Raw genomic sequence first — 23,442 nt, 5'->3', positions numbered from 1 at the left:
GTCAACAAACGCAGCATGGCCGCGGGTTATGCGGGCCTGGACAACGAGTTGTTCTACATGGACAAAACCATGATGGTCTTTGGCGACGCCAAGAAGGTGGTCGAGGATATGGGCAAGGCGATCGAGTAGTCTCGGCCTTTGCGGCGACGTTATGTCGCCTAAGCGTCATTTGCCGCTTGGGCGTGCGCGACAATCGCCGCAGAAAATTCTTAAGTTTGGAGACTGTTTCATGACCGACCCGATCTGGCTCAAGAGCTACCCGGCCAGCGTTCCCGCGCAAATTGACGTCGACATCTACACCTCGTTGGTGGAGCTGATGGAGGTGTCGTTCAAGAAGTTTGCCGACGCCACGGCCTATAGCTTCATGGGCACCGATGTGACCTACGCGCAGACCGATGTGCTGAGCCGCCAACTGGCTGCCTATTTCCAGAGCCTGGGTTTGGTCAAGGGTGACCGCGTCGCCATCATGATGCCCAATATGCCGCAGTACCCCGTGGCGGTGGCGGCCATTCTGCGCGCCGGCCTGGTGGTGGTGAACGTGAACCCGCTGTACACACCGCGCGAGCTGGAGCACCAACTGATAGACAGCGGCTCCAAGGCCATCATCATTGTGGAGAACTTTGCCGCGACGCTGGAGCAGTGCCTGGCCGCCACGCCGGTGAAACACGTGGTGATGTGCGCCATGGGTGACCAGTTGGGCTTTTTGAAGGGCGCGCTGGTCAACTACGTGGTGCGCAACGTCAAGAAGATGGTGCCCGCCTACCACCTGCCGCAGGCCGTGCGTTTCAACGATGCGGTGGCCAAAGGCACAAAAGCCAGCTTCAAGCCGGTGCAGGTGGGGCGTGAAGACATTGCCGTGCTGCAATACACCGGCGGCACCACCGGGGTCTCCAAGGGCGCGGTTCTGCTGCACCGCAACGTCGTGGCCAACGCCTTGCAATCGCAAAGCTGGAACCAGCCGGTGATGGACAAAGTGGCCGAGGGTGTACAGCCCGTTGCCGTGTGCGCCTTGCCGCTGTACCACATCTTCGCGTTCACCGTGGGCATGATGCTGACGCTGCGTATTGGTGGCAAGCTGATCCTGATTCCGAATCCGCGTGATATCGCGGGCATGCTCAAAGAGTTGTCGAAACACAAGATCCACAGCCTGCCGGCGGTGAACACCTTGTTCAACGGCATGGCCAACCACCCCGACTTCAATACCGTGGACTGGAGCCACCTGAAGGTGTCGGTGGGCGGCGGCATGGCCGTGCAATCGGCCGTGGCCAAGCTCTGGCTGGAGAAAACCGGCTGCCCTATCTGTGAAGGTTATGGCTTGAGCGAGACCTCGCCATCGGCCAGTTGCAATCCGACCAACAGCACCGAATACACCGGCACCATAGGCCTGCCATTGCCCAACACTTTGTTCCGCCTGATAAACGATGACGGGCAGGATGTGGCGCCAGGCGCGATCGGCGAGATCGCCATCAAGGGCCCGCAAGTGATGGCGGGTTATTGGCAGCGCCCCGATGAAACCGCCAAGGTGATGACGCCCGACGGCTACTTCAAAACCGGCGACATCGGCATCATGGACGAACGCGGCTACTTCAAGATTGTCGACCGCAAGAAGGACATGATTCTGGTGAGCGGCTTCAACGTCTACCCGAACGAAATCGAAGACGTGGTGTCTCAGCTGGACGGTGTGCTGGAGTGTGCATGTATCGGTGTGAACGACGAGAAATCGGGCGAAGTGGTGAAGCTGGTGATTGTCAAGAAGAACCCGGCGCTGACCGAAGAACAAGTCAAGACCTATTGCAAGGCCAATCTCACAGGCTACAAACAACCGAAGATCATCGAGTTCCGCACCGATTTGCCCAAGACCCCCGTGGGCAAGATCTTGCGCCGCGCGTTACGTGACAAGGCCTGATCTTTGGTGAAGCCGATTGCCATATTGAGCGCGCTGGCCGACGAGCAAGCGGGCTTGGCCGAACTGTTGACCGCGCCCCAAGTGGTACGCCACGCCGGGCGTGATTTCCAAACCGGCACGCTGCACGGCCAGCCTGTGGTGCTGGCCTTGTCGCGGATAGGCAAGGTGGCGGCGGCCACCACGGCGACGGCCTTGATCGAGCACTTTGGTGTGTGTGCCGTGGTGTTCACCGGCGTGGCCGGTGGTTTGGCGCAGGGTGTCGCCGTGGGTGACCTGGTGGTGGCATCCAGCTTTGTGCAGCACGACATGGACGCCTCGCCGCTGTTTCCGCGTTTTGAGGTGCCGCTGTATGGGCAAGCGCATTTCCCGACCGACGCCGCTCTGCACCAACAACTGCTGACGGCCGCCCAGGCCATGACCCAGGCCGGCCCGGCGCGTGTGCACAGTGGCTTGGTGGCCAGTGGTGATCGTTTTGTGTCTTCTGCTGCCGAAGTGGTCACGCTGCGCGCGCTGTTGCCCGAGGCACTGGCGGTGGAGATGGAAGGTGCGGCCGTGGCCCAGGTCTGCCACGACTATGGTGTGCCATTTGCGGCCGTGCGCACCATCTCCGACCGCGCCGATGACGACGCACATGTCGACTTCATGCAGTTTGTGCGCACCGTGGCCGGGCCTTACGCCCAAGCTCTGCTGCTGCATTTTTTGCAGCGCCTGCCGCACAATCCATAAGCGTCAGAGGCCCATTGGGCTTAAAGGCTTCGCTAGCCCCCGGTCATCTTCAAAACCGCTTCAGGCAAACGTGCGCCTTGCAGCTTGAGCTGTGCAGACGCAACATCAATCTCGCGCAGATCGTCGGCCGTGAGTTCCACTGTCGCCGCGCCCAGGTTCTCTTCCAGTCGGTGCAATTTGGTGGTGCCGGGAATCGGCACGATCCACGGCTTTTGGGCCAGCAGCCAGGCGAGTGCAATCTGCGCGGGCGTGGCGCCTTTGCGCTGCGCCACGTCGCGCAAAAGCTCGACCAGCGCAACATTGGTTTTTAATGCCTCTGGCGCGAGACGCGGCACGAGCGAGCGGAAGTCCGTGCTGGCGAAGCGCGTGTGTTCGTCCATCTTGCCGGTGAGAAAGCCCGCGCCCAGTGGGCTGAATGGCACGAAGCCAATACCCAGTTCTTCCAGCGTGGGCAGCATGTCGGCTTCAGGCCCACGGTAGAACAAGGAGTATTCACTCTGCACCGCTGCCACGGGCTGCACCGCATGTGCGCGGCGCACGGTGGCCGCACTAGGCTCGGACAAACCGAAGTGCTTGACCTTGCCCTCAGCGATCAAGTCCTTGACCGCACCGGCCACATCTTCAATCGGTACGGCGGGGTCCACGCGGTGTTGGTAGAGCAGATCGATGGCTTCGACCTTGAGGCGCTTGAGCGAGACCTCGGTTGCCGCACGTATGTGCTCGGGGCGGCTGTTCAGGCCCGCGCCGCGTTGCCCTGTGGTGGGGTTGATGTCGAAGCCGAATTTTGTGGCGATGACGACGCGGCCTTTGAACGGCGCGAGCGCCGCGCCGACCAACGTTTCGTTGGTGAACGGGCCATAGGCTTCGGCGGTATCAAAGAAGCTGACGCCGCGATCCACTGCCGCGTGGATCAAGGCCGTCATCTCTTGAACGTTGCCCGGCGGGCCGTAGGCTGCGCTCATGCCCATGCAGCCCAGGCCCATGGCCGAGACTTGGAGCGCGCTGTGGCCGAGTTGGCGTGTCTGCATTTTTTCTCCTTGTTTTGTTCAGCGCACATCCAGATTTTTCGACTTCAAGAAATCCGACATCAGGTCGGCAATCTGCAGATTGTTCAAGTCCGAAAAAGGAAAGTGTGTGTTGCCCTTGATGCCAAGTGTCGGCAAGTGCACCAGCGTGACATCACCACCCCGGCGGTTCACCGCATCGCGCCATAGCTTGGCCATCTCCAGGCGTATGCGCCACGAGTCGCGGTTGGGGCTGTCCGTGGCTTGCTCGGGAATGTTGTCGCCGTAGTAGATGACGATGGGAATCTTGGTGAGCTGCATGAAGTCGGCCAGCGGCACAGCTACAGGCTCTAGCGCGCCACCGGAACTGCTCAAGCTGGCGGGCAGTTCTTCTTGCGGAAACACAAAGCCGCTGCCGGGCTCGTAGGCCACCACCGCGCGCACATGGGGCGACTTCATGGCCGTGACCCAACCCGGGCCACCGGCTTGTGAGTGTGTCACCAGAATGCCGGGGCCTATCTTCTTGAACAGCGCAGCGGTGGCGTTGGATGTGACCTCCACATCGAAGGCGCCGGTGTTCGGTGTCATCTGGCGGAAGTACTGCTCCATGGCTTCAGCCGCACGTGGAAATTGCACCCCGGCAAAGAACTCGGGCCATACGCCGATGCGGAACTGGTTGAACCATTGCTGTTCGTCCGGGGCGGCCGGAATCGTCATGGGAACGGTGCTGCGGCCGGCTTTGCCGCGACGTGCTTGGTCGATGAGGTAGACCGAAAAGTCACGCCGCAGAAAGATGTTTTGGTAACCCTCGCGGCCATCGGGTGTGCTCTCCCAGGTCTTGGCCGATTGGCCGGCGCCGTGCCACATCACCAGCGGCAATTTGCGTGGCTTCTCGGGCACCTGGTAGAACACATAGGCGTGGTCGCCGTGCAGGGTTTGGCCTTCCGCGCCCGGCTTGGCTGGGTTGTAGGTGCCGGGTGCGGTGACCACCGTGCCGCCCACGGCGAAGCTGCCTTGTTCTTGCAGCACCAGCGGTGCGGCACTGGCGCACATGGGCAAGGCGAGGGCGACCAGCCAGTGGGCTGCTTTGGTGGCGCGGCTGCGGTGCGGGGTGTGAAGAATGCTCATGGTGAAGGCCTGAAGAGGGGGGTAAAAGGTCAAGGCTGGGCGAAAACTTCTTTGGCCACCAGTGCGGCGCTCACGCCGCTGGGCCAGCCCGCGTAGAACGCCAGGTGGGTGATGGTCTCAACCAGCTCTTCTTGTGTGATGCCGTTCTTGCGTGCCAGCGCCAGATGTGAGCGCAACTGGTCTGGGCGGTTCATGGCAATCAAGGCGCTGACGGTCGCCAGGCTGCGGTCGCGCGGCGACAGGCCGGGGCGCGCCCACACGTCGCCAAACAGCACGTTGTCGGTCAAGTCGGCCAGCTTGGGGGCTACGTCGCCAAACAAGCTTTGTGCGCGTGATGGCGTGGCCTTTGAGCTGGTGACAGGGGCGGGTATTGCTGCGGCAGCGGGTGTCTGCGCATGCAAGCTGCCCAGCATGGAGGTGAACAGTGTGGCGGCGAGAAATGTCTTCATGGCAGGGGCTCCGTTGGGTGGGTGAGAGGTTCAGGCTTGCGGCAGGGCCGATGGCTTGCGGCCGGGGCGCGCAATACACAGCAGCACCAACGCAAGCGACAGCAGCAGCATCACCGTGCTGGCGTGGAAGGTGTTGGCGATACGCTGCGCCAGGTGCTCGGATGTGTTCGAGGTGTTGGTCGTGGTGAAAGCAGCAACCACCACCAACACACTCAAGCCAAGCGAGCCACCCAGTTGATGGGCCACGTTCACCAGCCCGGAAGCCGCGCCGGTATCTTCCTTGTGCACCCCGGCCACCGCCGCTACCGTGAGCGGGCCCAGAACCGCGCCTTGGCCAACACCAATCAACACCATGGGTAGCGCCACGCTGCTGAGGTAAGGCGAATGTGCGCTGACCTGCGCCAGCCAGGCCATGCCCACGGCGGCCGTGCCCAGGCCTATGGCCAGCAGGCGTGTGTTGCCCCATTTGCGGGTGAGCAGGGGCACCATCATCGCCACCCCAAAGTTGGGAATGGTGGTGGGCAGAAAGGCCAGGCCCGCCTGTAATGGCCGGTAGCCCAACACTGCTTGCAGGTACTGCGTGGTGAAGAACCAAAAGCCCACCATGCCACCGAGAAAAAGCATGCGTGCGGCGTAGGCGCCATTGCGCTCGCGGCTGGCAAACAGGCGCAGCGGCAGTATGGGCTGGCTGGTGCGCGCTTCGTGGAACACAAAGACCACGATGAGCAGCAGCCCCGCCAAAAACGACAACTCGGTCAGCCCATCACCCCAGCCGACTTCCGCAGAACGCACGATGCCGTAGACCAGTGCGCTCATGCCCACGGTGGAGGTGATGGCACCCACCACGTCCAACTGGCCCGCACGGCGCGGCGTTTCCGCCAGGTAACGCTGAGCGCACCACACCAAGGCCAGCCCTATGGGCAGGTTGATGAAAAAGCCGACGCGCCAGGAGATCAGGTCTGCCACCAGCCCACCTAACACCAGACCCAAACTCGCCCCCACGCCAGCGGCTGCAGAGTAGTAGGCCAGGGCGCGTGTGCGTGCAGGCCCCTCGGCAAAGTGGCTGGACAGCAACGCCAAGGTTGAAGGCGCCAAGATGGCTGCGCCCATACCTTGCACGGCCCGCGCACCCAGCAGCCAGGCCGGCGACTGCGCCACACCGATGGCAAACGAGGCGGCGGTGAACAACATCAGACCCGCCACAAACATGCGCCGCCGGCCCAGGATGTCGCCCGCCCGCGCGCCCAGCAGCAACAGGCCACCAAAGGCCAGCGTGTAGGCGTTTTGCACCCACGACAGGCTGGCCGACGAAAACTGCAACTCGGCCTGGATTTTGGGCAGGCCGGTGAGCACGATGGAGATGTCGACCACCAGCATGAGATAGCTGGTGATGATGATTGCGAGCACGGCGCCGAGGTGGGTGGTGGGTTGTTTGGAGTCCATGGCCGGAAGTCTAGGTTTGCATCGATTGAATGACTAGACTGATGAATCAAGATGCCGTTAGAAGCATTGCTAATCAATCGCGTGTACGCATCCACTGCAAGGCGTAGTGCGTGGCGGTCGTGTAGAGCCCCAAAATCGATAACCAGCGCAGAAAGAAGCCAAGCGTCGATTGCGCAAAGTCCCACCACTCCAAACTCATTTGCAGCGTGAGCTTGCTGCCCACTTCCATCACAAAAGAACTCTGCAAACCGACGGTGGCGATGGCCGCGGCGGCCACACGAAGGCCCCAGCTGCGGGCTTTGCTGTCGGCGTGGAGGTGCAGTGCGTGACGCACGAACTGCATCACCCGCTGCCAGCGAAAGCCCAGATGCACCGACACCAGGACCACGCACCAGTAGGCGGCGAAAATGTGGATCTGGCGTGCGCTGAACCCGCCGCCCAGCCGCAGAAAAGCAAAGACGGTTTGCGAGATCGCCAGGCTGCTGAACAGCAGCGCCAGCATGCTGGTGAGCAGTGACAGGCTCAGCGCCCGGTCTAGCCTAGAGTCTGGCGTGCGGCGTGGCTGGATGACGTTGCCCCACCAGCGTCTATGCAGCAGGTTGTGCCCAATGAGCAAGGCAAAGAGGCCGGTGCCTATCCATTCGTGTGTGGTGTTTTCCAGCCAGTAGTAGGCTAGCGCCAGCAGCAGCAAGGCGCCTGCGCAAAAGGCCAGGAGCAGCCGCCATAAGAATGTGATGTTCACCATGTGCGGCGTCGTCTATCGGTGTGGTGTGGGTTTTAAGGCGAGCGCTTGAGGTCGTTGAAGGTGTAGAGGAACTGGCTGTCCGCGCGCCCTTGGTGGCAGGCTTGGCAGCGTGCCGAGTTCTCGCTGAGGTTGATGGTTTTGTCTGGCTTGAAGGCCTGAAACTGCCAGTCGCCGGTGCGCCGCGATGCCGCAAAGTCCGCACCCCAGCCGTCGCCTTTTTCCATCACAAAGTAGCGAAAGACCTTGTTGTCTCGGTAGTCCACCAGCACCACGTGTGTGCCGTTGGGAATGGCCTGGCCCAACTTCACGGCGTCCAATGCTTCTTGCGTGGTGAGCATGTGTTCGGTCACGTCGCCGCGTTTCACCGTGGTGTAGTGCACCAGGCTGTCGAGTGCCTTGGGGAATGTGACGCGGTTGGCCTCAGCACTGACTTGCCCGCTTTCCAGCAACATGGCACAGAAGGTGAGCGCACATGCGGCAACGCGGCAGAGGAGGGGTTTTGCAGACATGGCAATGAGTCTAGACAGCGCTTGATTGAATGAATAGACTGCAAAATCAACATAGGCTTAGAAGGCAGGCTAATCAATGACGCGTTTTGACGACCTCGCAGCGTTTGCCGCCGTGGTGCGTGTGAGCAGCTTTACGCGGGCCGCGGCGCAACTGGGTGTTTCGCAGTCGGCGCTGAGTCAGACCGTGCGTGCGCTGGAGCAGCGGCTGGATCTGAAGCTGCTGAACCGCACCACACGCAGTGTGTCGCCCACCGAGGCGGGCGAGCGGCTGTACCAAACCGTGGGACCACGCTTCGCCGACATTGAAGCCGAGCTCAATGTGCTCAACGAAATGCGCGGCAAGCCGGCCGGCACGGTGCGCATCACGGCGAGTGAACACGCGGTGAAGTCCATCGTCTGGCCCAAGCTGGAGCCGTGGTTGCTGCAGTACCCCGACATCAAGCTGGAGATCAGCGCCGACAACCGTTTCACCGACATCGTGGCCGAGCGTTTTGACCTGGGCGTGCGCCTGGGCGGCGATGTGGCCAAGGACATGATTGCCGTGCGCATCGCACCCGACATGCAGTTTGCGGTGGTGGGCGCGCCGGCCTACTTTGCGCGCCATGCGCCGCCGCGCAGGCCGCAAGACCTGGCGGACCATGATTGCATTGGCAGACGCCTGCCCACACACAGCGGGCTGATGAACTGGGAGTTCAAGAAGCGCGGCAAAGCCGTCAACATGGGCGTGACCGGGCGCCTGGCTTTTAACAATGGCGAGCTGATTTTGTCGGCAGCCCTTGCCGGGCACGGTCTGGCCTGGCTGCCCGGCGAACTGGTGCGCGAACACGTGGCCGCTGGCCGCCTGGTCACGGTGCTGGACGATTGGGCTGTGAGTTTTCCGGGCTACCACCTGTATTACGCCACCCGGCGCGCATCGCCGGCTTTGGCGCTGGTGGTGGAGGCCTTGCGCTACAAGGCGACAGCCTGAACTAACGCGCCTAACGAGCGGTCGCGCGCCGTGGTTCAGCGGCTGTAGCCAGCTCGGTCTTCCACAAACTGGCCACCGCACCCGCCGTGGTCTCCAGGTGTTCTTGCATCAGCTTGGCCGCGCGTGGTGCGTCGCGGTCAAGCAGGGCCTGCATCAGGTCGCGGTGTTCGTTGTCGACGTTGCGCATCATTTGCGCCAGCGGCACCGAATGGAACAGCCGCACACGCAGATAGCGCTGTGAGTGCTCGGCCAGTTGCGCTTGCATGCGCAGCAGCCAGGCCGAGCCGCAGCCGGCCACCAGCGACTGGTGGAACGCGCGGTGGCGTTCTTCCCATTCCAGCGTGGCGGCGGAGTCGTGCACGTCAGTGGGAATGGGCGTGCGTGAGAGGCGGTGGAACGCGGCGAGCATGCCGGCTTCCCACTCGTCATCCCCTTTTTCAATGGCCTCGGCCAGTATGGCCGACTCCAGCCGCACACGGGCGCGTGTCAGGTCTTCGAGTTCGGCCAGCGAGATCGACGCCACGGCAAAACCGCGCTGGCCTTCGGCCACCACCAAACCTTCGCTGATCAGCCGCAGCAAAGCTTCGCGCAAGGGGCTGATGCCCAGGTCGTAACGGGTCTGCAGCTCGGCAATGCGCAGCCTAGTGTCGGGCGCCAGGCGTACGGCCAGGATGTCGTCGCGCAGCAGGCGCAGCGCGCGGTCGGCCAAGGTTTTGTCGGCGCCTATGCTGTCGGTGGATGGAAGTGCCATCAGCAAATTGTCTCCGTATTTGGAAGGGGTGCACTTGGCCGCCATCAAAGCCCGGCATTGTGCTTGCGTGGGCTGAAATGGCTGCTCCAGCCGCCGTCCTCCCCCTGTTTTGTTTCACTGGTTGGATTCTATAGATTTCTTTAAAATTTATATTGACGATGATTTTTTATATTCATAAGATTGTCATCGTAGCGTCCGCCGCAGCGGTGTGGGGCGCTATGGAGCCACTCCCCTAACGAGGTTTTGCGCATGATTCGCGGTACTTCGAGTCGGTCGGGCGCCAGTCTTTGATTTCCCTTGATTTGCGTTTTTCCCCTGATCCCTTTTCACCGTTTCGTTTCCTTGTTTCACGCGTTCCCCACGCTCCACTCTCTCTAAGGATTGACCATGAAATTCACGCGTCGCCTCGCGCTGGCCGCAGTTGCATCCGCCGCGCTGACCCTGTCAGCCGGGCCAGCCACCGCCCAAGCGCCTTACCCAAACAAGCCCATCACCATCGTGGTGGCCTACCCCGCTGGCGGCGATACCGATGTGTTGGGCCGCATCATGGCGGAGAAGCTTTCGGCGCGTTTGGGTCAACCCGTGGTGGTGGAAAACCGCACCGGTGCCGCTGGCACCATTGGTACGTCTTATGTGGCGAAGTCCGCGCCCGATGGCTATACGCTGCTGCTGGCACCGAACACGGTGTCCATCGCCACGCTGGTGTTGAAGCCCGGCGCTGGCGCCATGTATGACCCAGTGAATGACCTCACACCCATCATCGAACTCGGCACGCAGTCACTGTTTGTGGTGGCCACCACTGCTTCGGGTGTGAGCAGCGTCAAAGACCTGGTGAGCAATGTCAAGGCCGGCAAGATCCAAACCTACGCCAGCCCCGGCAACGGCTCGCCCATGCACATCCTGGGTGAAATGTTCGGCAAGTCGGCCGGTGTGAAGATCACCCAGGTGCCCTACCGTGGCAGCGTGCCCGCCGTGGCCGACATGGTGGGCGGCCACGTGCCCATGATGTACACCACGCTGGGCCCGGTGGCGCAACACGTCACTGCGGGCAAGCTGGTGGTCTTGGGTGTGGCCGATCCACAGCGCTCGCCGTTCCAGCCGAATGTGCCCACACTCACCGAGCAGGGTTTCAAAGACGCCGATGTGGGCGCCTGGCAAGCGCTGATGGGCCCCAAGGGCATGTCGCCGGAGCTGGTCAAGCTGCTGAACACCCATGCCAATGAAATCCTGAAGATGCCGGATGTGCAGGCGCGCCTGACCGGTCTGGCCGTGGTGCCCGTGGGTGGCGAGCCCGCCAAGCTGGCCAAGCTGGTGGCAGACGACCATGTGCGCTACGGCAAGGTCATCAAAGAGTTTGGCATTCAAGCCGATTGATGGGCTGACTTGGTGCGGCTTTTTAAAAGCCGCACCTTCCCAAAGGAGTGCTTCGCGTGCCCACCCTGATCACCGGCGCCGGCGTCATCGGCTGCCACACCGCGCAACTGCTCGCCGAGCGGGGCGAAGATGTGTTTCTGATGGACTTGCGCCCTGCGCGCGAGGCCATTGCCAGCATCGTGTCGCACCCACGTGTGCGTGTGCTGGAAGGCGATGTGGCCGACGTGATGGCGCTGGAGCGCCTGATCACCCAGTGTGGCGTGCGGCGCATCGTGCATACGGCGGCGCTGCTGTCGACCGCCATTCGCGAGAACCCGTTGAAGGGCATCAAGGTCAACGTCATGGGCGCCGCCAATGTGTTGGAGCTGGCACGCAAGCACAGCCTGCACCGTGTGGTGCTGGCCAGTTCCACCACCGTGGCCTACCCAGCGTTTGGCAGCTTTGAAGGTGCGGCCTTTCCCGAAGACTTCACGCTCCAGTCCATCAGCCACCGGCCCGGCTCCATCTACGCCGCGACCAAGGTGATGGGTGAACATCTGGCTCTGCTGTACCGCGACTTGTATGGCGTGAGCACGGTGTCGCTGCGTTATGCGGCGGTCATCAGTGCCTGGCCCGGGCCTGGCACGTCGGTGCCCGGGCGGGTATTGTCATCACTGGCATCACCTGCGGCACGTGGCCGTGTTTCGGTCATCGATGACCCGTATGTGGTGTGGCGCGGTGGCGAGGAGTTCATTGATGCCCGTGACTGCGCGCTGGCCAATGTGGCGGCGCTGACCGCACCGGATCCGGCCCAGGGTGTCTACACCATTGGCTTGGGCCAGCTGTGCAGCTTTGATGATTTTGTCGATGCCGTGCGCCAGCTTTACCCTGCGCTGCAGCTGGAGGTGCGCACACCGCCCACGGGTGGTTTTGCCGGCTTTCCACACGTGCGCACCGCTGCCTCGGACATCAGTGCTGCCGCCCGCGAACTGGCTTGGCAGCCGCACTACACGCTGGCGCAGTCGGTGGCGCACTTCACACCGTTTTGTGTTTCTGCGAATGCATAAGATTTTTTGATATGACTCATTCTTCAATATCTTCCAGCCGGCCGGTCGCTTTTGTCACCGGCGCCGCACAAGGCATAGGCCTGGCCACGGCCGCGCGTTTGGCGCGCGACGGCTTCAGTGTTGTGGCCATGGACCGCTCGGCCGCGCAACTGCAATCGGCCGTCGCCAAGCTCGTAGAGCAGGGCCTGGACGTGACTGCGGCAGTGGCCGACATCTGCAAGCGCGAAGCCGTTTGTGCGGTGCTGGACGCGGCACCGCGTGTTGACGCGATGGTCTGCGCCGCAGGCATCTACAACGATGCCAAGCTGCTGGAACTGACCGAAGACGCGTTTCGCCAAATGCTGGAGGTCAACGTCATCGGCACCTTCATTCCGGCGCAGGAAGCCGCACGCCGCATGAAGGCCGGTGGGCGCATCGTCACCATCTCCTCGCGTGGCGCACTGGGTGGCACACGCTTTGCGCACTATGTGGCGTCCAAGGCCGCGGTAATTGGTTTGACACGCGCCATGGCCATGGAATTGCGTGATGCACAAATCGCCGTGAACTCGGTGGCGCCCGGTTTTACCGACACCCCCATGACACGCTCGGCCCCGGCCGAAATGTTCAGCGCCTGGGAAAAGATTGAGCCCTCTGGCAAAGCCGCCAGCCCCGATGAAATCGCCAACGCGATTGCGTTTTTGGCAGCACCTTCCACCAGCTTCATCACCGGGCAGACCTTGTTTGTTGACGGTGGCAAATCACTCGGGGGCTTGGGCATCTGACATGACCTTATCCAATCTCAATCCCTCGGCGCAGATGGACATCGCGCGCGATGTGTTCGATCCCGATCACCAAATGCCCATGCCGTTTCCGGCCGCCTTGCACTACGCCCAAACCGTGATGCATTGGGCGCAGGACCCCATCACGCAAACTGATCTGGTGGCGTTGGACCAAGCCTATGGCGAACATCGCCTGCAGCGCTTCAACGTGTTCGCCCCAAAACAGGCGAAAAACGCGCCCGTGCTGGTGTTCTGGCACGGCGGTGGCTGGACCAATGGCTACCGCGAATACGCCAACTTCATGGCGCGCCACGTCACGGCGCTGGGTTTTGTGTTGGTCGCGCCTTCATACCGGCTGGCGCCGAATCTCATTGCCGATGGGCTGGAAGACAGCCTGACCATGCTGCGCCATGTGGCCGAACATGTGGGCCAGTGGGGTGGCGACGCGCAGCGTCTGTATCTGTCGGGCCACTCTGCGGGCGGGCACTTGTCGACACTGACGGCGTTGCGCTGCCAAGACCGGTTGAATGGCGTGGGCCGTGTGTGTGGCGCCTTGCCCATCAGCGGCATCATGGACATCCACCACCCGGCACCGGCGGTTGGCAGCCTGGAGGAACGCGTCTACACCATGCTGCTGGCCGATGCGGCACACGACGCCTTGTTCAGCCCCATGAGCTGGACGGCGGGCAACAGCGTGCCGTTTGTGTTGACCTATGGCGAGCACGACAGCGCACGTGTGCAGTCGTCGAACAAGCGACTGGCGGCATTGCTGGAAGCGCAGGGGCGCCTGGTTTCGTTCCATATGGAGCAGGGGCTGGATCATTTCCAGACCCATACCATGCTGCGCGACCCGGCGCATCCTTGGTACCAGCGCCTGGTGGCGCTGGCCGAGAACGTGTGAGCAAGGGACTAGGTCGTTACTTGAGCCAGCCGCGCTTGCGGAAGTACAACATGGGCACCACCGCGCTGGCAATCATCAACACCAGCACGTAGGGGTAGCCCAGCGTCCAGTCGAGTTCGGGCATGTACTTGAAGTTCATGCCGTAGATGCTGGCGATCAAGGTCGGCGGCAGCAAGGCCACGCTGGCCACCGAGAAGATCTTGATGATCTTGTTCTGGTTGATGTTGATGAAACCGACGGTGGCGTCCATCAAGAAGTTGATCTTGTCGAACAAGAAGGCCGTGTGTGAATCGAGTGAGTCGATGTCACGCAGAATCTGCCGCGCTTCTTCAAACTGCTCGGCGTTGAGCATCTTGCTGCGCATCATGAAGCTCAAGGCGCGGCGTGTGTCCATCATGTTGCGGCGGATGCGGCCGTTCAAATCCTCGTGGCGCGCAATCGAGCTCAGCACTTCGCTGGCGAGTTCGTCGGTCACGTTGCCGGCGAGCACACGGCCGCTGACTTTTTCCAGGTCGACGTAAATGTCTTCCAGCGTGTCGGCCGAGTACTCTGCGTCGGCGTCCAGCAGCTTCAGCAGCACGTCTTTGGCGTCTTCAATCAGCCCAGGCGCACGGCGCGCGCGCATGCGGATCAGCCGCAGCACGGGCACGTCTTCGTCGTGTATGGAAAACAGCACACCACGGCTTTTCATCGAGGCGTTGTGCTGGTTCAGGATGAAGGCCACACGCACCGTGTGCGGCGACTCTTCATCGGCCACCAGAAAGTCACTGCGGATGTGCAGGTCGCCGTTGTCTTCTTCATAGAAACGGGCGGACTCTTCAATGTCCTCGTCCATCGCGTCTTCGGGGATGGACAGGCCGTAGTGCTGCTTGATCCAGCGCTTTTCTTCGGGTGAGGGTGATTCCAGATCCACCCAGATCGGCTGGAATTTGCTGAGCTCTTCCAGGGACTCGATCTCTTCTTGAAAGAGGCGTCCATTGGCGAGCGAAAAGATATTGAGCATGGCTCATTCCCTGGGGTTTTGATGGCGAGAGGAGGATTGGTTCGGCTTTCAATCCCCGACGCAGCGCAGGGGAATGAAAGCTACCGACTAGGGGTAATTTCCACGGTTTTGCTCAATGAAATGCAATGAATCTGCGAATTATCGCACCGCCGGGCGAGCGCCACTTGTGCCGCCAAACGGGGCGCAAATTCATCAGATGAAATCGTTTGCTCGTTCAAGCCTGGAGCCAGGAACCGCACATCGGATGGGTTGCAGCTTGTTGCAATGGCCGGTCGAAACCAGCTTGATTTTCGCTATGCGGACGCGCATAGTGAATTGCCCGAACCATGGAATTTAGGAGGTGTTTCATGAACTTGACGATCAGCGGCCATCATCTGGAAGTGACCCCGGCGTTACGCAGCTATGTAACGACCAAGCTTGATCGCATCACCCGGCATTTCGACCAAGTTGTGGATGTCAAGGTGTTGCTCACCATTGAAAAGCAAAAGGAAAAACAAGGTCGGCAACGCGCCGAATGCAATATCCATGTGAAGGGCAGCGACATGTTTGCCGAAAGTGCCCACGCTGATCTCTACGCCGCTGTAGATGAACTGGTAGATAAGTTGGATCGCCAAGTTGTGCGCCACAAGAGCAAGGTACAGAACCACCACCACGAAGCACCAAAACGTCTGATGTAGCTCTTTACATGCACGTTGTGCGTCGTTTTCCTGACAAAGCCGCCAGTTACCCTGGCGGCTTTTTTGTGCTAATTCGCTGTCAGGTGCATAATCGCCCCCCTGACTATGAATCGCCTCGCGTCCATCCTGCCCCCCGCTCAAGTTCTCGTGAGCGTTGATGCCACCAGCAAAAAGCGTGCTTTTGAAGAAGCAGGCCTGCTGTTTGAGAACATCCACGGCCTCAGCCGCGCCCTCATCACCGACAGCCTGTTTGCGCGCGAGCGTCTGGGCTCTACCGGTCTGGGCCATGGTGTGGCGATTCCGCATGGTCGTATCAAGGGGCTGAAGGCGCCGATGGCGGCCGTGGTGCAGCTGGCCCAGCCGATTGGTTTTGATGCCCCGGATGAGCAGCCGGTCAACCTGCTGATTTTTCTGTTGGTGCCAGAGGCGGCTACACAAAAGCACCTCGAAATCCTGTCTGAAATCGCCGAGTTGCTCAGCGATGCGCCACTGCGCGAGAAGATCAAGGCCGCGACCGATGCTGAAGCCCTGCACACGCTGATCTCGGCATGGCAGTCGGCTCAGCCCGCCTAAGTCTTTGGAACGGGTGCGGCAGCTTTAGTGAAACCTACCGTTGTCAGTGCTGATGTCCTGTTCGAGGGCTTCCGGGGTCTGTTGAACTGGGAGTGGGTCGCCGGTCTGGGCGCATCCGAGCGCCGTTTCGACGAAGTTGCCATCAAGGCCGCGACCTCGGGTGCCGACCTGGTGGGCTACCTGAATTACATCCACCCCTACCGTGTGCAAATCATGGGTACGCGCGAAGTTGCGTACCTCAGCAATGCCACGCCAGAAGATTGTGCACGGCGCATTTCGCGCATCGTCACGCTGGAGCCGCCGGTACTGATTTTGGCTGATGGCCAGACCGCACCGGACGCCTTGCTGTCGATGTGTGAGCGCGCGCAGATTCCCATGTTTGCCACCGAAGAGTCGGCGGCATTTGTGATCGACGTTTTGCGTGCCTACCTGGCCAAACATTTTGCCGATCGCACCTCCATGCATGGTGTGTTCATGGACATTCTGGGTCTGGGCGTGATGATCACCGGTGAATCTGGCCTGGGCAAAAGTGAGCTCGGGCTGGAGTTGATTTCGCGTGGAAATGGCTTGGTGGCGGACGACGCGGTGGACCTGTTTCGCATCAACCAGACCACGGTTGAAGGGCGTTGCCCGGAACTTCTGCAAAACCTGCTGGAGGTGCGCGGCATTGGCCTGCTCGATATTCGCGGCATCTTTGGTGAAACAGCGGTGCGCCGCAAGATGCGCTTGAAGCTCATCGTGCACCTGGTGCGCAAGGAAACCATGGAACGCGAGTACGAGCGCCTGCCGTACGAGCCGTTGACGCAAGACGTGCTCGGTGTGCCCGTGCGTAAAGTCATCATCCAGGTGGTGGCCGGGCGTAACATCGCCGTTTTGGTGGAAGCGGCCGTGCGCAACACCATTTTGCAGCTGCGCGGGATCGACACCTACCAGGAGTTTGTCGAGCGACACCGCAAGGCGATGGGCGAGTAATCCACAGGTTTGCGTCCAAACAAAAAAGGCCCTCGCGGGCCTTTTTTTGATTCAGATACACACGCCGGTCAAGCGGCTTTTGATGCGCACTTGGCGCAGAGTCCGTAAAGGGACATGGCGTGGTCGTGCACGATCCAGCCTTTGTCTTTGGCCACCATCTGCTGGCGCTTTTCGATCTCTGCATCGAAGAACTCTTCGACCGCGCCGCAGGACGTGCAGACGAAGTGGTCGTGATGGTGCCCTTCGTTGAGTTCATAGACGGCTTTGCCCGACTCGAAATGGCTGCGCGACAAGATGCCCGCTTGCTCAAATTGGGTTAACACGCGGTAAACGGTGGCCAGGCCAATGTCCGAGCGTTCCACCAGCAAGACGCGAAAAACGTCTTCTGCCGTCATGTGGCGCAGTTCGCCCTTTTGAAAAACTTCCAGGATCTTCAGTCGTGGAAGGGTGGCCTTGAGGCCGGTGCTTTTGAGTTCGTCGATGTTGGCCATGCCGGTTCTTTCGTTCGCAATGGTGTCTGGGACACAGAGCGGGGCACAAGGGTGTGCCAAGGGTCGTGCCGCTACAATGGTCGATCATATCGCTACCCGTCATGCCCATGTTTGCTCCAATGCCACGCGGCTCAAAAGTTGCCTTGATTCTTGCGGCTTGCTCCGTTCTCGCTGCTTGTTCGGGGGTGACCGACTCGACCAAGCGTTTTGCCAGCTCGATGGCGCCTTACAAGGTCGAAATCGTGCAGGGCAACTTTGTTTCCAAGGAGCAGGTTGAGGCGTTAAAGCCCGGCATGGGACGCCAGCAAGTGCGTGACATTCTGGGTACGCCTTTGCTGCAAAGCGTGTTTCACACAGACCGCTGGGATTACGTTTTTACACTGCGTCGTCAAGGCATAGAGCCCCAGGCGCGCCAGTTGACGGTGTTTTTCGCCAATGACCGTTTGGTGCGTGTCGAGGGTGATCCCATGCCCAGCGAGTCCGAGTTTGTCGGTTTGCTCGGCCAGGGCCGCAAGATGGGCAAGGTGCCTGAATTGCAAGCCAGTGAAGACAGCCTGAAACCGTACGCCAAGGCGGCAGCAGCCGATGCCGCTGCCGAGGCGGCAAAACCGGTGACGAACGACAATGCCCCGCGCGCTGCCACCAGCTACCCTCCACTTGAATCATCTGCCCGTTGAGACGCGGCAGGGCCAAGCCATGACCAATTCTTCCGCCGCGCCTGGCGCGACATCTGCATCTCCCTTCGCCATTGCGGTCGCGGGGGCATCTGGCCGTATGGGCCAGATGCTGATCGAAGCCATTACTGCCGCAGATGACTGCGTGCTCGCCGGTGCTCTGGACCGCGAAGGTAGCGCGTCCCTGGGCACCGACGCCAGCGCTTTTCTGGGCAAACCATCGGGCGCCATCGTCACCGCTGACATTGCTGCAGGCCTGCAAAATGCGCAGGTGTTGATCGACTTCACCCGCCCCGAAGGCACACTCGCCCACCTGCAGGTGTGCCGTCAATTGGGCGTGAATGTGGTCATAGGCACCACCGGTTTCAGTGACGCGCAAAAGGCCGAGATCGCCGAGATCGCCAAAGACATCGCCATCATGATGGCGCCCAACATGAGTGTGGGTGTCAACGTAACGCTGAAGCTGCTGGAAATGGCCGCCAAGGCCATGGCCACGGGATACGACATCGAAATTGTTGAAGCGCACCATCGGCACAAGATTGATGCACCTTCGGGCACCGCGCTGAAGATGGGGGAGGTGATTGCCGGCGCGCTGGGCCGCGACCTGAAAGACTGCGCCGTCTATGCCCGCGAAGGCATCACCGGCGAGCGTGATCCGTCGAGCATAGGCTTTGCCACCATCCGTGGTGGCGACATCGTGGGCGACCACACCGTGTTGTTTGCCGGCACCGGCGAACGCATCGAGATCAGCCACAAGTCGTCCAGCCGCACCACCTACGCGCAGGGCAGCTTGCGCGCCGTGCGTTTCCTGGCGGGCCGCCGCCAGGGTTTGTTCGACATGTACGACGTGCTCGGCCTCAAATAAACGAAATCAGGCCAGAATCAACCCATGCCATTGTTTGAATACTTTGCCGAGGGTGATCTGGTCAGCCGCACCGTCGCCGTGTTGTTGTTGGTGATGTCGGTGGCGAGTTGGGTCGTCATCCTCTGGAAGTCGTGGTTATTGCAGCGTGCCAGCAGCGACGTGGAACGCAGTACCGCCGCATTCTGGCAAGCACCCAACTTGGCTGATGGCGCCTTGCGGGTCTCGGCATTGGACCGCGCGCGCATGGTGCTGCCTATGATAGAGGCCACGCAGCAGATCACGCCCGCCGGTACCCTGGCTGGTGCTGGCGACCGCTCCCAACAACTCACCCGCGTGCTGCGCAATGCTCTGCACGAGGTGCTGCACAAACTTCAATTGGGCCAGGTATTGTTGGCGACGGTGGGTTCTACTGCGCCGTTTGTCGGGCTGTTGGGCACCGTTTGGGGCATTTACCACGCGCTGGTGGCGATCGCCCATCTGGGCCAGATCACCATAGACAAACTCGCCGGCCCCGTGGGCGAGGCGCTGATCATGACCGCCGCCGGCTTGGCCGTGGCCATTCCCGCCGTGCTGGCCTACAACGTGTTTGGCCGTTTGGTGGGCCGCATGGAGGCCGACCTCGAGGGGTTTGCGCGCGACTTGCGCGAGTTGCTGGCCGGGCATCCGGTCGCCTGACCTGCCGACGCCATGGCATTCGGCCGTCTCGAACGCAGCAAGGGTACCGAGCCCATGAGCGACATCAATATGACGCCGCTGATCGACGTGATGCTGGTGCTGGTGGTGATCTTCATACTGACCGCGCCGCTGTTGGCCAGTTCCATACGGCTCGATTTGCCCAAGACCGATGCCGCCAAAGGCAGCTCGGGCGCACCGTTTGTCACGCTGGTGCTGACTTCCGCCGGGCAGCTCTACCTGAACGACAAGCCCTTGGTGGCCGATGCGCTGCTTGCCCAACTGACGGAAACGGCTGCCGCCGCCCCCGACACCGAGGTGCAATTGCGTGCCGACGCCAGCGTGCCCTACGGCCGCGTGGTGGAAGTAATGGGTCTGGCGCAAAAAGCCGGGCTGAACCGCATCGGTTTTGTGGCCGACGCGCCCGCGCCAGCCCAGCGCTGAATCCGGCGTTAAGCGGATCTTTCGAGACTCGACAAGCTACTTGCACACGGCTTCTGCGCCTGTGATGCTCAAGCGCCTAAAATCCTCGCATTGCAGCGCCAAACTGCTTCTCCATTGCCGTGATTTGACCCCTCCGCTCCATGCAAGAAAAATACAGCCATCTCGAAGTTGAACCTGCTGCGCAGGCCCACTGGAATACACGCGACGCCTACCGCGTGACGGAAGACGCGTCTAAGAAGAAGTTCTACGCCTGTTCCATGTTGCCCTATCCCAGCGGCAAGCTGCACATGGGCCACGTGCGCAACTACACCATCAACGACATGCTCACGCGTTACCTGCGCATGAACGGCTACAACGTGTTGATGCCCATGGGCTGGGACGCGTTTGGCCTGCCGGCCGAGAACGCCGCGCTGAAGAACGGCGTGCCACCGGCGCAGTGGACCTACGACAACATCGCCTACATGAAGAAGCAGATGCAGGCGATGGGCTTGGCCATAGACTGGTCGCGCGAAGTCGCCACCTGCTCACCCGAGTACTACAAGTGGAACCAGTGGCTGTTCCTGAAGATGCTGGAAAAAGGCATTGCCTACCGCAAGACCCAGGTCGTCAACTGGGACCCGGTGGACCAAACCGTGCTGGCCAACGAACAGGTGATAGACGGCAAGGGTTGGCGCACCGGCGCCACCGTGGAGAAGCGTGAGATCCCCGGCTACTACCTGAAGATCACCGACTACGCCGAAGAACTGCTCGGCCAGACGCAAGAAAACCTCACCGGCTGGCCCGACAAGGTGCGCCTAATGCAGGAAAACTGGATTGGCAAGAGCGAAGGTGTGCGTTTCGCCTTTACCCACGACATCCATGACAGCACCGGCACGCTGATTGGTGATGGTCGCATGTACGTGTTCACCACGCGCGCCGACACCATCATGGGTGTGACCTTCTGCGCCGTCGCGCCCGAGCATCCGCTGGCGCAACACGCCGCCGCCAGCAACCCCCAGCTTGCCGCCTTCATTGAGGAATGCAAGAAGGGTGGCACGACCGAAGCCGAACTCGCCGCGCGTGAAAAGGTGGGCATGCCCACCGGCCTGCAAGTGGTGCACCCGCTCAACGGCCACAAGATCGACGTGTGGGTGGGCAACTACGTGCTCATGGGTTATGGCGACGGCGCCGTGATGGGCGTGCCGGCACACGACGAACGCGACTTTACCTTTGCGCTGAAATACGACCTGCCCATCGTGCAGGTGGTGCAGGTCGACGGCCTGCACTACAACTACCACGAGTGGCAGGACTGGTACGGCGACAAACAACGCGGCGTGACCATCAACTCCGACAGCTTCAGCGGCTTGTCTTTCAAAGATGCGGTCAACGCCGTGGCGCACGCGCTGGAAACCAAGGGCCTGGGCGAGAAGAAGACCACCTGGCGCCTGCGCGACTGGGGTGTGAGCCGCCAGCGCTACTGGGGTACACCTATCCCCATCATCCATTGTGATGAACACGGCGCCGTGCCCGTGCCCGAGAAGGACCTGCCGGTGGTCTTGCCCACCGACTGCGTGCCCGACGGCTCGGGCAACCCGCTGCACAAGCACGAAGGTTTCCACGCCGGTGTGACCTGCCCGGTGTGTGGCAAGGCCGCGCGCCGCGAAACCGACACCATGGACACCTTTGTCGACAGCTCCTGGTACTTCATGCGCTACTGCGATCCGAAGAACGACGAGAAGATGGTCGCCGAAGGCGCCAACTACTGGATGCCTATGGACCAGTACATCGGTGGCATTGAACACGCCATCCTGCACTTGCTCTACGCCCGTTTCTGGACCAAGGTGATGCGCGACCTCGACTTGGTGAAGGTCGACGAACCGTTCACCAAGCTGCTGACCCAAGGCATGGTGCTCAACGACATCTACTCGCGCAAGACCGAGAAGGGTGGCATCGAGTACTTCTGGCCAAGCGAGGTGGAAGACGTGGCCGATGCGTCCGGCAAGATCATCGGCGCCAAGCTCATCGCCGCCAAGGGTGACCTGCCCGCTGGCACGCCCATCACCTACGAAGGTGTGGGCACCATGAGCAAGAGCAAAAACAACGGTGTTGATCCGCAAGAGCTGATTGAGAAGTACGGTGCCGACACCGCGCGCCTCTACACCATGTTCACTGCGCCACCCGAGGCCACGCTGGAGTGGAACGACGCGTCGGTGGAAGGCTCGTACCGTTTCCTGCGCCGCGTGTGGAACTTTGGCGTGAAGTTGGCTGCTACTGATTTCGCAGCAGCTTGCGCAGCAAGCGCGGGCGCCAAGGGCTTGAATGATGTGCAGTTTGGCAAAGAGGCCAAAGCCCTGCGACTGGAAATCCACACCGTGCTCAAGCAGGTGGACTACGACTACCAGCGCATGCAGTACAACACCGTGGTCTCGGGTGCGATGAAGATGCTCAATGCGCTGGAAGACTTCAAGGCGCTGGACACCCCGGGCGCTTTGATTGCCCTGGCCGAATCGTTTGGCATTCTGCTGCGTTGTATCTACCCGGCCACGCCGCACGCGGCGCATACGCTGTGGAGCGAGTTGGGCTACGCCAGTCGTTTTGGTGATCTGCTGGATGCGCCATGGCCCAAGGTCGACCCCAAGGCGCTGGAGCAGGACGAGGTGGAACTGATGCTGCAAGTCAACGGCAAGCTGCGCGGTGCCATCCTGGTGCCGGCCGGTGCCAGCAAGGAAGCGATTGAAGCCGCTGCGCTGAGCAGTGAAGCGTTTGTCAAAGCCGCCAACGGCGCGGCGCCGAAAAAGGTCATCGTGGTGCCGGGGCGCCTGGTGAACGTGGTGGTCTGATGCGCGGCGCGCCAATTTCACGTCGCCAGTGCTTGCGCCCCGTGGCCGTTGCCGCGGCTGCGGCAGGTCTTTCCGCCTGCGGCTTCAAGCTGCGCCAGGCGCCGGACTATGTGTTCAACACCATCTACGTCCAGGCGGCGGAATCATCCTCGCTGGCGAATGAGCTCAAGCGCACGATTGCTGCCGGTGGCAAGGTCACTGTGCGCAACGATGCGCTGGGCCTGACCCAGGCCGATGTGGTGCTGGTGGTGATCCTGGACCAACGCGTGAAATCGGTGGCCACGCGCAGCTCGGCCGGGCAGGTGCAGGAGTTCACACTCACCTCGCGTTTCAAGTTCCGCCTGCGCACACCCGCCGGCGAGGAGTTGATCCCCGATTCAGAGATCGTGCAGCGACGCGAAATCAGCTATTCGGAAACCGAAGCGCTGGGTAAAGATGCGGAAGAGGCCTTGCTCTATCGCAATATGCAGACCGACATCGTGCAGCAGGTGATGCGCCGCTTGGCATCGGTCAAAGAGATCTGACCTCGCCCCTCAAAAAACAAA

26 protein-coding genes are annotated in these 23,442 nt (G+C 61.2%); 17 read left to right on the top strand and 9 right to left on the bottom strand.

Annotated elements, in window-relative coordinates:
• From ACFQ95_RS18545 to ACFQ95_RS18535, 3 genes are all read left to right on the top strand, one after another.
• Positions 1 to 129: NAD(P)(+) transhydrogenase (Re/Si-specific) subunit beta (locus ACFQ95_RS18545; RefSeq protein WP_139188785.1), on the top strand; the 129-nt coding region annotated here is incomplete at its 5' end.
• 100 nt (positions 130 to 229) lie between these two features.
• A complete protein-coding gene (locus ACFQ95_RS18540) occupies positions 230 to 1,906 on the top strand; it encodes a long-chain-fatty-acid--CoA ligase (RefSeq protein WP_422833326.1) in 1,677 nt (558 codons plus the stop codon).
• Positions 1,907 to 1,909: 3 nt separating this feature from the next.
• The gene (locus ACFQ95_RS18535) at positions 1,910 to 2,632 is read left to right on the top strand and encodes a 5'-methylthioadenosine/adenosylhomocysteine nucleosidase (protein ID WP_422833324.1); all 723 of its coding nucleotides are present in this window, start codon (positions 1,910 to 1,912) and stop codon (positions 2,630 to 2,632) included.
• A 32-nt stretch (positions 2,633 to 2,664) separates the two neighbouring features.
• Here ACFQ95_RS18535 and ACFQ95_RS18530 read toward each other — a convergent pair whose 3' ends face one another.
• The 6 genes from ACFQ95_RS18530 to ACFQ95_RS18505 form a co-directional block, all read right to left on the bottom strand.
• Entirely contained in the window at positions 2,665 to 3,660 is a 996-nt protein-coding gene (locus tag ACFQ95_RS18530) for an aldo/keto reductase (RefSeq protein ID WP_422833322.1), read from the bottom strand.
• Positions 3,661 to 3,678: 18 nt separating this feature from the next.
• A complete protein-coding gene (locus ACFQ95_RS18525; RefSeq protein ID WP_422833330.1) occupies positions 3,679 to 4,689 on the bottom strand; it encodes an alpha/beta hydrolase in 1,011 nt (336 codons plus the stop codon).
• 104 nt (positions 4,690 to 4,793) lie between these two features.
• Positions 4,794 to 5,213, bottom strand: coding sequence for a carboxymuconolactone decarboxylase family protein (locus ACFQ95_RS18520; protein ID WP_422833321.1), 420 nt, complete (start codon positions 5,211 to 5,213; stop codon positions 4,794 to 4,796).
• A 30-nt stretch (positions 5,214 to 5,243) separates the two neighbouring features.
• Positions 5,244 to 6,656, bottom strand: coding sequence for an MFS transporter (locus tag ACFQ95_RS18515; protein WP_422833319.1), 1,413 nt, complete (start codon positions 6,654 to 6,656; stop codon positions 5,244 to 5,246).
• A gap of 73 nt (positions 6,657 to 6,729) precedes the next feature.
• Complete coding sequence (locus tag ACFQ95_RS18510) at positions 6,730 to 7,401, bottom strand: DUF4405 domain-containing protein (RefSeq protein ID WP_422833317.1); 672 nt, start codon at positions 7,399 to 7,401, stop codon at positions 6,730 to 6,732.
• Between the two features lie 32 nt (positions 7,402 to 7,433).
• Complete coding sequence (locus ACFQ95_RS18505) at positions 7,434 to 7,910, bottom strand: cytochrome P460 family protein (protein WP_422833315.1); 477 nt, start codon at positions 7,908 to 7,910, stop codon at positions 7,434 to 7,436.
• A 76-nt stretch (positions 7,911 to 7,986) separates the two neighbouring features.
• Between ACFQ95_RS18505 and ACFQ95_RS18500 the strand changes: the two genes are divergently transcribed.
• Positions 7,987 to 8,877: a LysR family transcriptional regulator gene (locus ACFQ95_RS18500; protein WP_422833314.1), complete on the top strand. Its 891-nt coding sequence runs from the start codon at positions 7,987 to 7,989 to the stop codon at positions 8,875 to 8,877.
• Between the two features lie 10 nt (positions 8,878 to 8,887).
• Here ACFQ95_RS18500 and ACFQ95_RS18495 read toward each other — a convergent pair whose 3' ends face one another.
• Positions 8,888 to 9,628 (bottom strand): FCD domain-containing protein, encoded by a 741-nt coding sequence (locus ACFQ95_RS18495; RefSeq protein ID WP_422833312.1) that lies wholly within the window; start codon positions 9,626 to 9,628, stop codon positions 8,888 to 8,890.
• A 387-nt stretch (positions 9,629 to 10,015) separates the two neighbouring features.
• Between ACFQ95_RS18495 and ACFQ95_RS18490 the strand changes: the two genes are divergently transcribed.
• Genes ACFQ95_RS18490 through ACFQ95_RS18475 form a run of 4 tightly spaced genes read left to right on the top strand, consistent with a single transcriptional unit; the run spans position 10,016 to position 13,707 of the window.
• Positions 10,016 to 11,002, top strand: a complete 987-nt coding sequence (locus ACFQ95_RS18490; protein WP_422833311.1) for a Bug family tripartite tricarboxylate transporter substrate binding protein — start codon at positions 10,016 to 10,018, stop codon at positions 11,000 to 11,002.
• A gap of 56 nt (positions 11,003 to 11,058) precedes the next feature.
• Positions 11,059 to 12,048, top strand: coding sequence for an NAD-dependent epimerase/dehydratase family protein (locus tag ACFQ95_RS18485; RefSeq protein WP_422833310.1), 990 nt, complete (start codon positions 11,059 to 11,061; stop codon positions 12,046 to 12,048).
• Positions 12,049 to 12,059: 11 nt separating this feature from the next.
• Positions 12,060 to 12,809 (top strand): SDR family NAD(P)-dependent oxidoreductase, encoded by a 750-nt coding sequence (locus ACFQ95_RS18480; protein ID WP_422833309.1) that lies wholly within the window; start codon positions 12,060 to 12,062, stop codon positions 12,807 to 12,809.
• Position 12,810: 1 nt separating this feature from the next.
• A complete protein-coding gene (locus ACFQ95_RS18475) occupies positions 12,811 to 13,707 on the top strand; it encodes an alpha/beta hydrolase (RefSeq protein WP_422833307.1) in 897 nt (298 codons plus the stop codon).
• Between the two features lie 16 nt (positions 13,708 to 13,723).
• On the opposite strand, the gene corA is transcribed toward ACFQ95_RS18475, so the two are convergent.
• Complete coding sequence (corA, locus tag ACFQ95_RS18470; RefSeq protein WP_422833305.1) at positions 13,724 to 14,710, bottom strand: magnesium/cobalt transporter CorA; 987 nt, start codon at positions 14,708 to 14,710, stop codon at positions 13,724 to 13,726.
• A 347-nt stretch (positions 14,711 to 15,057) separates the two neighbouring features.
• Here corA and hpf point away from each other — a divergent pair, with 347 nt between their 5' ends.
• The 3 genes from hpf to hprK all read left to right on the top strand — a co-directional run bounded on the left by hpf (position 15,058) and on the right by hprK (position 16,932).
• On the top strand, positions 15,058 to 15,387 hold the full coding sequence (hpf, locus tag ACFQ95_RS18465) for a ribosome hibernation-promoting factor, HPF/YfiA family (RefSeq protein ID WP_422833304.1): 330 nt from the start codon (positions 15,058 to 15,060) through the stop codon (positions 15,385 to 15,387).
• A 105-nt stretch (positions 15,388 to 15,492) separates the two neighbouring features.
• Entirely contained in the window at positions 15,493 to 15,960 is a 468-nt protein-coding gene (gene ptsN, locus ACFQ95_RS18460; RefSeq protein WP_422833303.1) for a PTS IIA-like nitrogen regulatory protein PtsN, read from the top strand.
• A gap of 27 nt (positions 15,961 to 15,987) precedes the next feature.
• Positions 15,988 to 16,932, top strand: a complete 945-nt coding sequence (gene hprK / locus ACFQ95_RS18455; RefSeq protein WP_422833301.1) for an HPr(Ser) kinase/phosphatase — start codon at positions 15,988 to 15,990, stop codon at positions 16,930 to 16,932.
• Positions 16,933 to 17,000: 68 nt separating this feature from the next.
• Here the strand turns inward: hprK and fur are convergent, their stop codons facing one another.
• Complete coding sequence (fur, locus tag ACFQ95_RS18450; RefSeq protein ID WP_422833299.1) at positions 17,001 to 17,423, bottom strand: ferric iron uptake transcriptional regulator; 423 nt, start codon at positions 17,421 to 17,423, stop codon at positions 17,001 to 17,003.
• Between the two features lie 107 nt (positions 17,424 to 17,530).
• Between fur and ACFQ95_RS18445 the strand changes: the two genes are divergently transcribed.
• The 6 genes from ACFQ95_RS18445 (at position 17,531) to lptE (ending at position 23,421) form a co-directional block, all read left to right on the top strand.
• Positions 17,531 to 18,100 carry an outer membrane protein assembly factor BamE gene (locus ACFQ95_RS18445; protein WP_422833297.1) on the top strand — a complete coding sequence of 190 codons (570 nt, stop codon included), beginning with the start codon at positions 17,531 to 17,533 and terminating at the stop codon, positions 18,098 to 18,100.
• Between the two features lie 19 nt (positions 18,101 to 18,119).
• Positions 18,120 to 18,962, top strand: a complete 843-nt coding sequence (gene dapB, locus ACFQ95_RS18440; RefSeq protein ID WP_422833295.1) for a 4-hydroxy-tetrahydrodipicolinate reductase — start codon at positions 18,120 to 18,122, stop codon at positions 18,960 to 18,962.
• Positions 18,963 to 18,986: 24 nt separating this feature from the next.
• Positions 18,987 to 19,637 (top strand): MotA/TolQ/ExbB proton channel family protein, encoded by a 651-nt coding sequence (locus ACFQ95_RS18435; protein ID WP_422833293.1) that lies wholly within the window; start codon positions 18,987 to 18,989, stop codon positions 19,635 to 19,637.
• A 12-nt stretch (positions 19,638 to 19,649) separates the two neighbouring features.
• Positions 19,650 to 20,078: an ExbD/TolR family protein gene (locus ACFQ95_RS18430; protein ID WP_422833291.1), complete on the top strand. Its 429-nt coding sequence runs from the start codon at positions 19,650 to 19,652 to the stop codon at positions 20,076 to 20,078.
• A gap of 140 nt (positions 20,079 to 20,218) precedes the next feature.
• Entirely contained in the window at positions 20,219 to 22,897 is a 2,679-nt protein-coding gene (leuS, locus tag ACFQ95_RS18425) for a leucine--tRNA ligase (protein ID WP_422833290.1), read from the top strand.
• Positions 22,897 to 23,421 carry an LPS assembly lipoprotein LptE gene (lptE, locus tag ACFQ95_RS18420; RefSeq protein ID WP_422833288.1) on the top strand — a complete coding sequence of 175 codons (525 nt, stop codon included), beginning with the start codon at positions 22,897 to 22,899 and terminating at the stop codon, positions 23,419 to 23,421. The genes leuS and lptE overlap by 1 nt, the downstream gene beginning before the upstream one ends.
• Positions 23,422 to 23,442: the final 21 nt, after the last annotated feature.

Source organism: Variovorax sp. HJSM1_2, assembly GCF_049316285.1.
GTDB lineage: Bacteria > Pseudomonadota > Gammaproteobacteria > Burkholderiales > Burkholderiaceae_C > Rhodoferax_B.
The sequence above is the reverse complement of the archived record's forward strand: the minus strand, read 5'-3'. Positions and strand labels throughout refer to the sequence as shown.

Bases quoted from the DNA above. Each gene is read 5' to 3' on its own strand.
- fur (WP_422833299.1), bottom strand. From the start codon at position 17,423: ATGGCCAACATCGACGAACTCAAAAGCACCGGCCTCAAGGCCACCCTT.
- ACFQ95_RS18520 (WP_422833321.1), bottom strand. From the start codon at position 5,213: ATGAAGACATTTCTCGCCGCCACACTGTTCACCTCCATGCTGGGCAGC.
- ptsN (WP_422833303.1), top strand. From the start codon at position 15,493: ATGAATCGCCTCGCGTCCATCCTGCCCCCCGCTCAAGTTCTCGTGAGC.
- ACFQ95_RS18505 (WP_422833315.1), bottom strand. From the start codon at position 7,910: ATGTCTGCAAAACCCCTCCTCTGCCGCGTTGCCGCATGTGCGCTCACC.
- ACFQ95_RS18500 (WP_422833314.1), top strand. From the start codon at position 7,987: ATGACGCGTTTTGACGACCTCGCAGCGTTTGCCGCCGTGGTGCGTGTG.
- ACFQ95_RS18490 (WP_422833311.1), top strand. From the start codon at position 10,016: ATGAAATTCACGCGTCGCCTCGCGCTGGCCGCAGTTGCATCCGCCGCG.
- ACFQ95_RS18475 (WP_422833307.1), top strand. From the start codon at position 12,811: ATGACCTTATCCAATCTCAATCCCTCGGCGCAGATGGACATCGCGCGC.
- ACFQ95_RS18530 (WP_422833322.1), bottom strand. From the start codon at position 3,660: ATGCAGACACGCCAACTCGGCCACAGCGCGCTCCAAGTCTCGGCCATG.
- corA (WP_422833305.1), bottom strand. From the start codon at position 14,710: ATGCTCAATATCTTTTCGCTCGCCAATGGACGCCTCTTTCAAGAAGAG.
- ACFQ95_RS18515 (WP_422833319.1), bottom strand. From the start codon at position 6,656: ATGGACTCCAAACAACCCACCACCCACCTCGGCGCCGTGCTCGCAATC.
- lptE (WP_422833288.1), top strand. From the start codon at position 22,897: ATGCGCGGCGCGCCAATTTCACGTCGCCAGTGCTTGCGCCCCGTGGCC.
- ACFQ95_RS18525 (WP_422833330.1), bottom strand. From the start codon at position 4,689: ATGTGCGCCAGTGCCGCACCGCTGGTGCTGCAAGAACAAGGCAGCTTC.
- ACFQ95_RS18430 (WP_422833291.1), top strand. From the start codon at position 19,650: ATGGCATTCGGCCGTCTCGAACGCAGCAAGGGTACCGAGCCCATGAGC.
- hpf (WP_422833304.1), top strand. From the start codon at position 15,058: ATGAACTTGACGATCAGCGGCCATCATCTGGAAGTGACCCCGGCGTTA.
- ACFQ95_RS18435 (WP_422833293.1), top strand. From the start codon at position 18,987: ATGCCATTGTTTGAATACTTTGCCGAGGGTGATCTGGTCAGCCGCACC.
- leuS (WP_422833290.1), top strand. From the start codon at position 20,219: ATGCAAGAAAAATACAGCCATCTCGAAGTTGAACCTGCTGCGCAGGCC.
- ACFQ95_RS18445 (WP_422833297.1), top strand. From the start codon at position 17,531: ATGTTTGCTCCAATGCCACGCGGCTCAAAAGTTGCCTTGATTCTTGCG.
- ACFQ95_RS18480 (WP_422833309.1), top strand. From the start codon at position 12,060: ATGACTCATTCTTCAATATCTTCCAGCCGGCCGGTCGCTTTTGTCACC.
- ACFQ95_RS18495 (WP_422833312.1), bottom strand. From the start codon at position 9,628: ATGGCACTTCCATCCACCGACAGCATAGGCGCCGACAAAACCTTGGCC.
- dapB (WP_422833295.1), top strand. From the start codon at position 18,120: ATGACCAATTCTTCCGCCGCGCCTGGCGCGACATCTGCATCTCCCTTC.
- ACFQ95_RS18540 (WP_422833326.1), top strand. From the start codon at position 230: ATGACCGACCCGATCTGGCTCAAGAGCTACCCGGCCAGCGTTCCCGCG.
- ACFQ95_RS18510 (WP_422833317.1), bottom strand. From the start codon at position 7,401: ATGGTGAACATCACATTCTTATGGCGGCTGCTCCTGGCCTTTTGCGCA.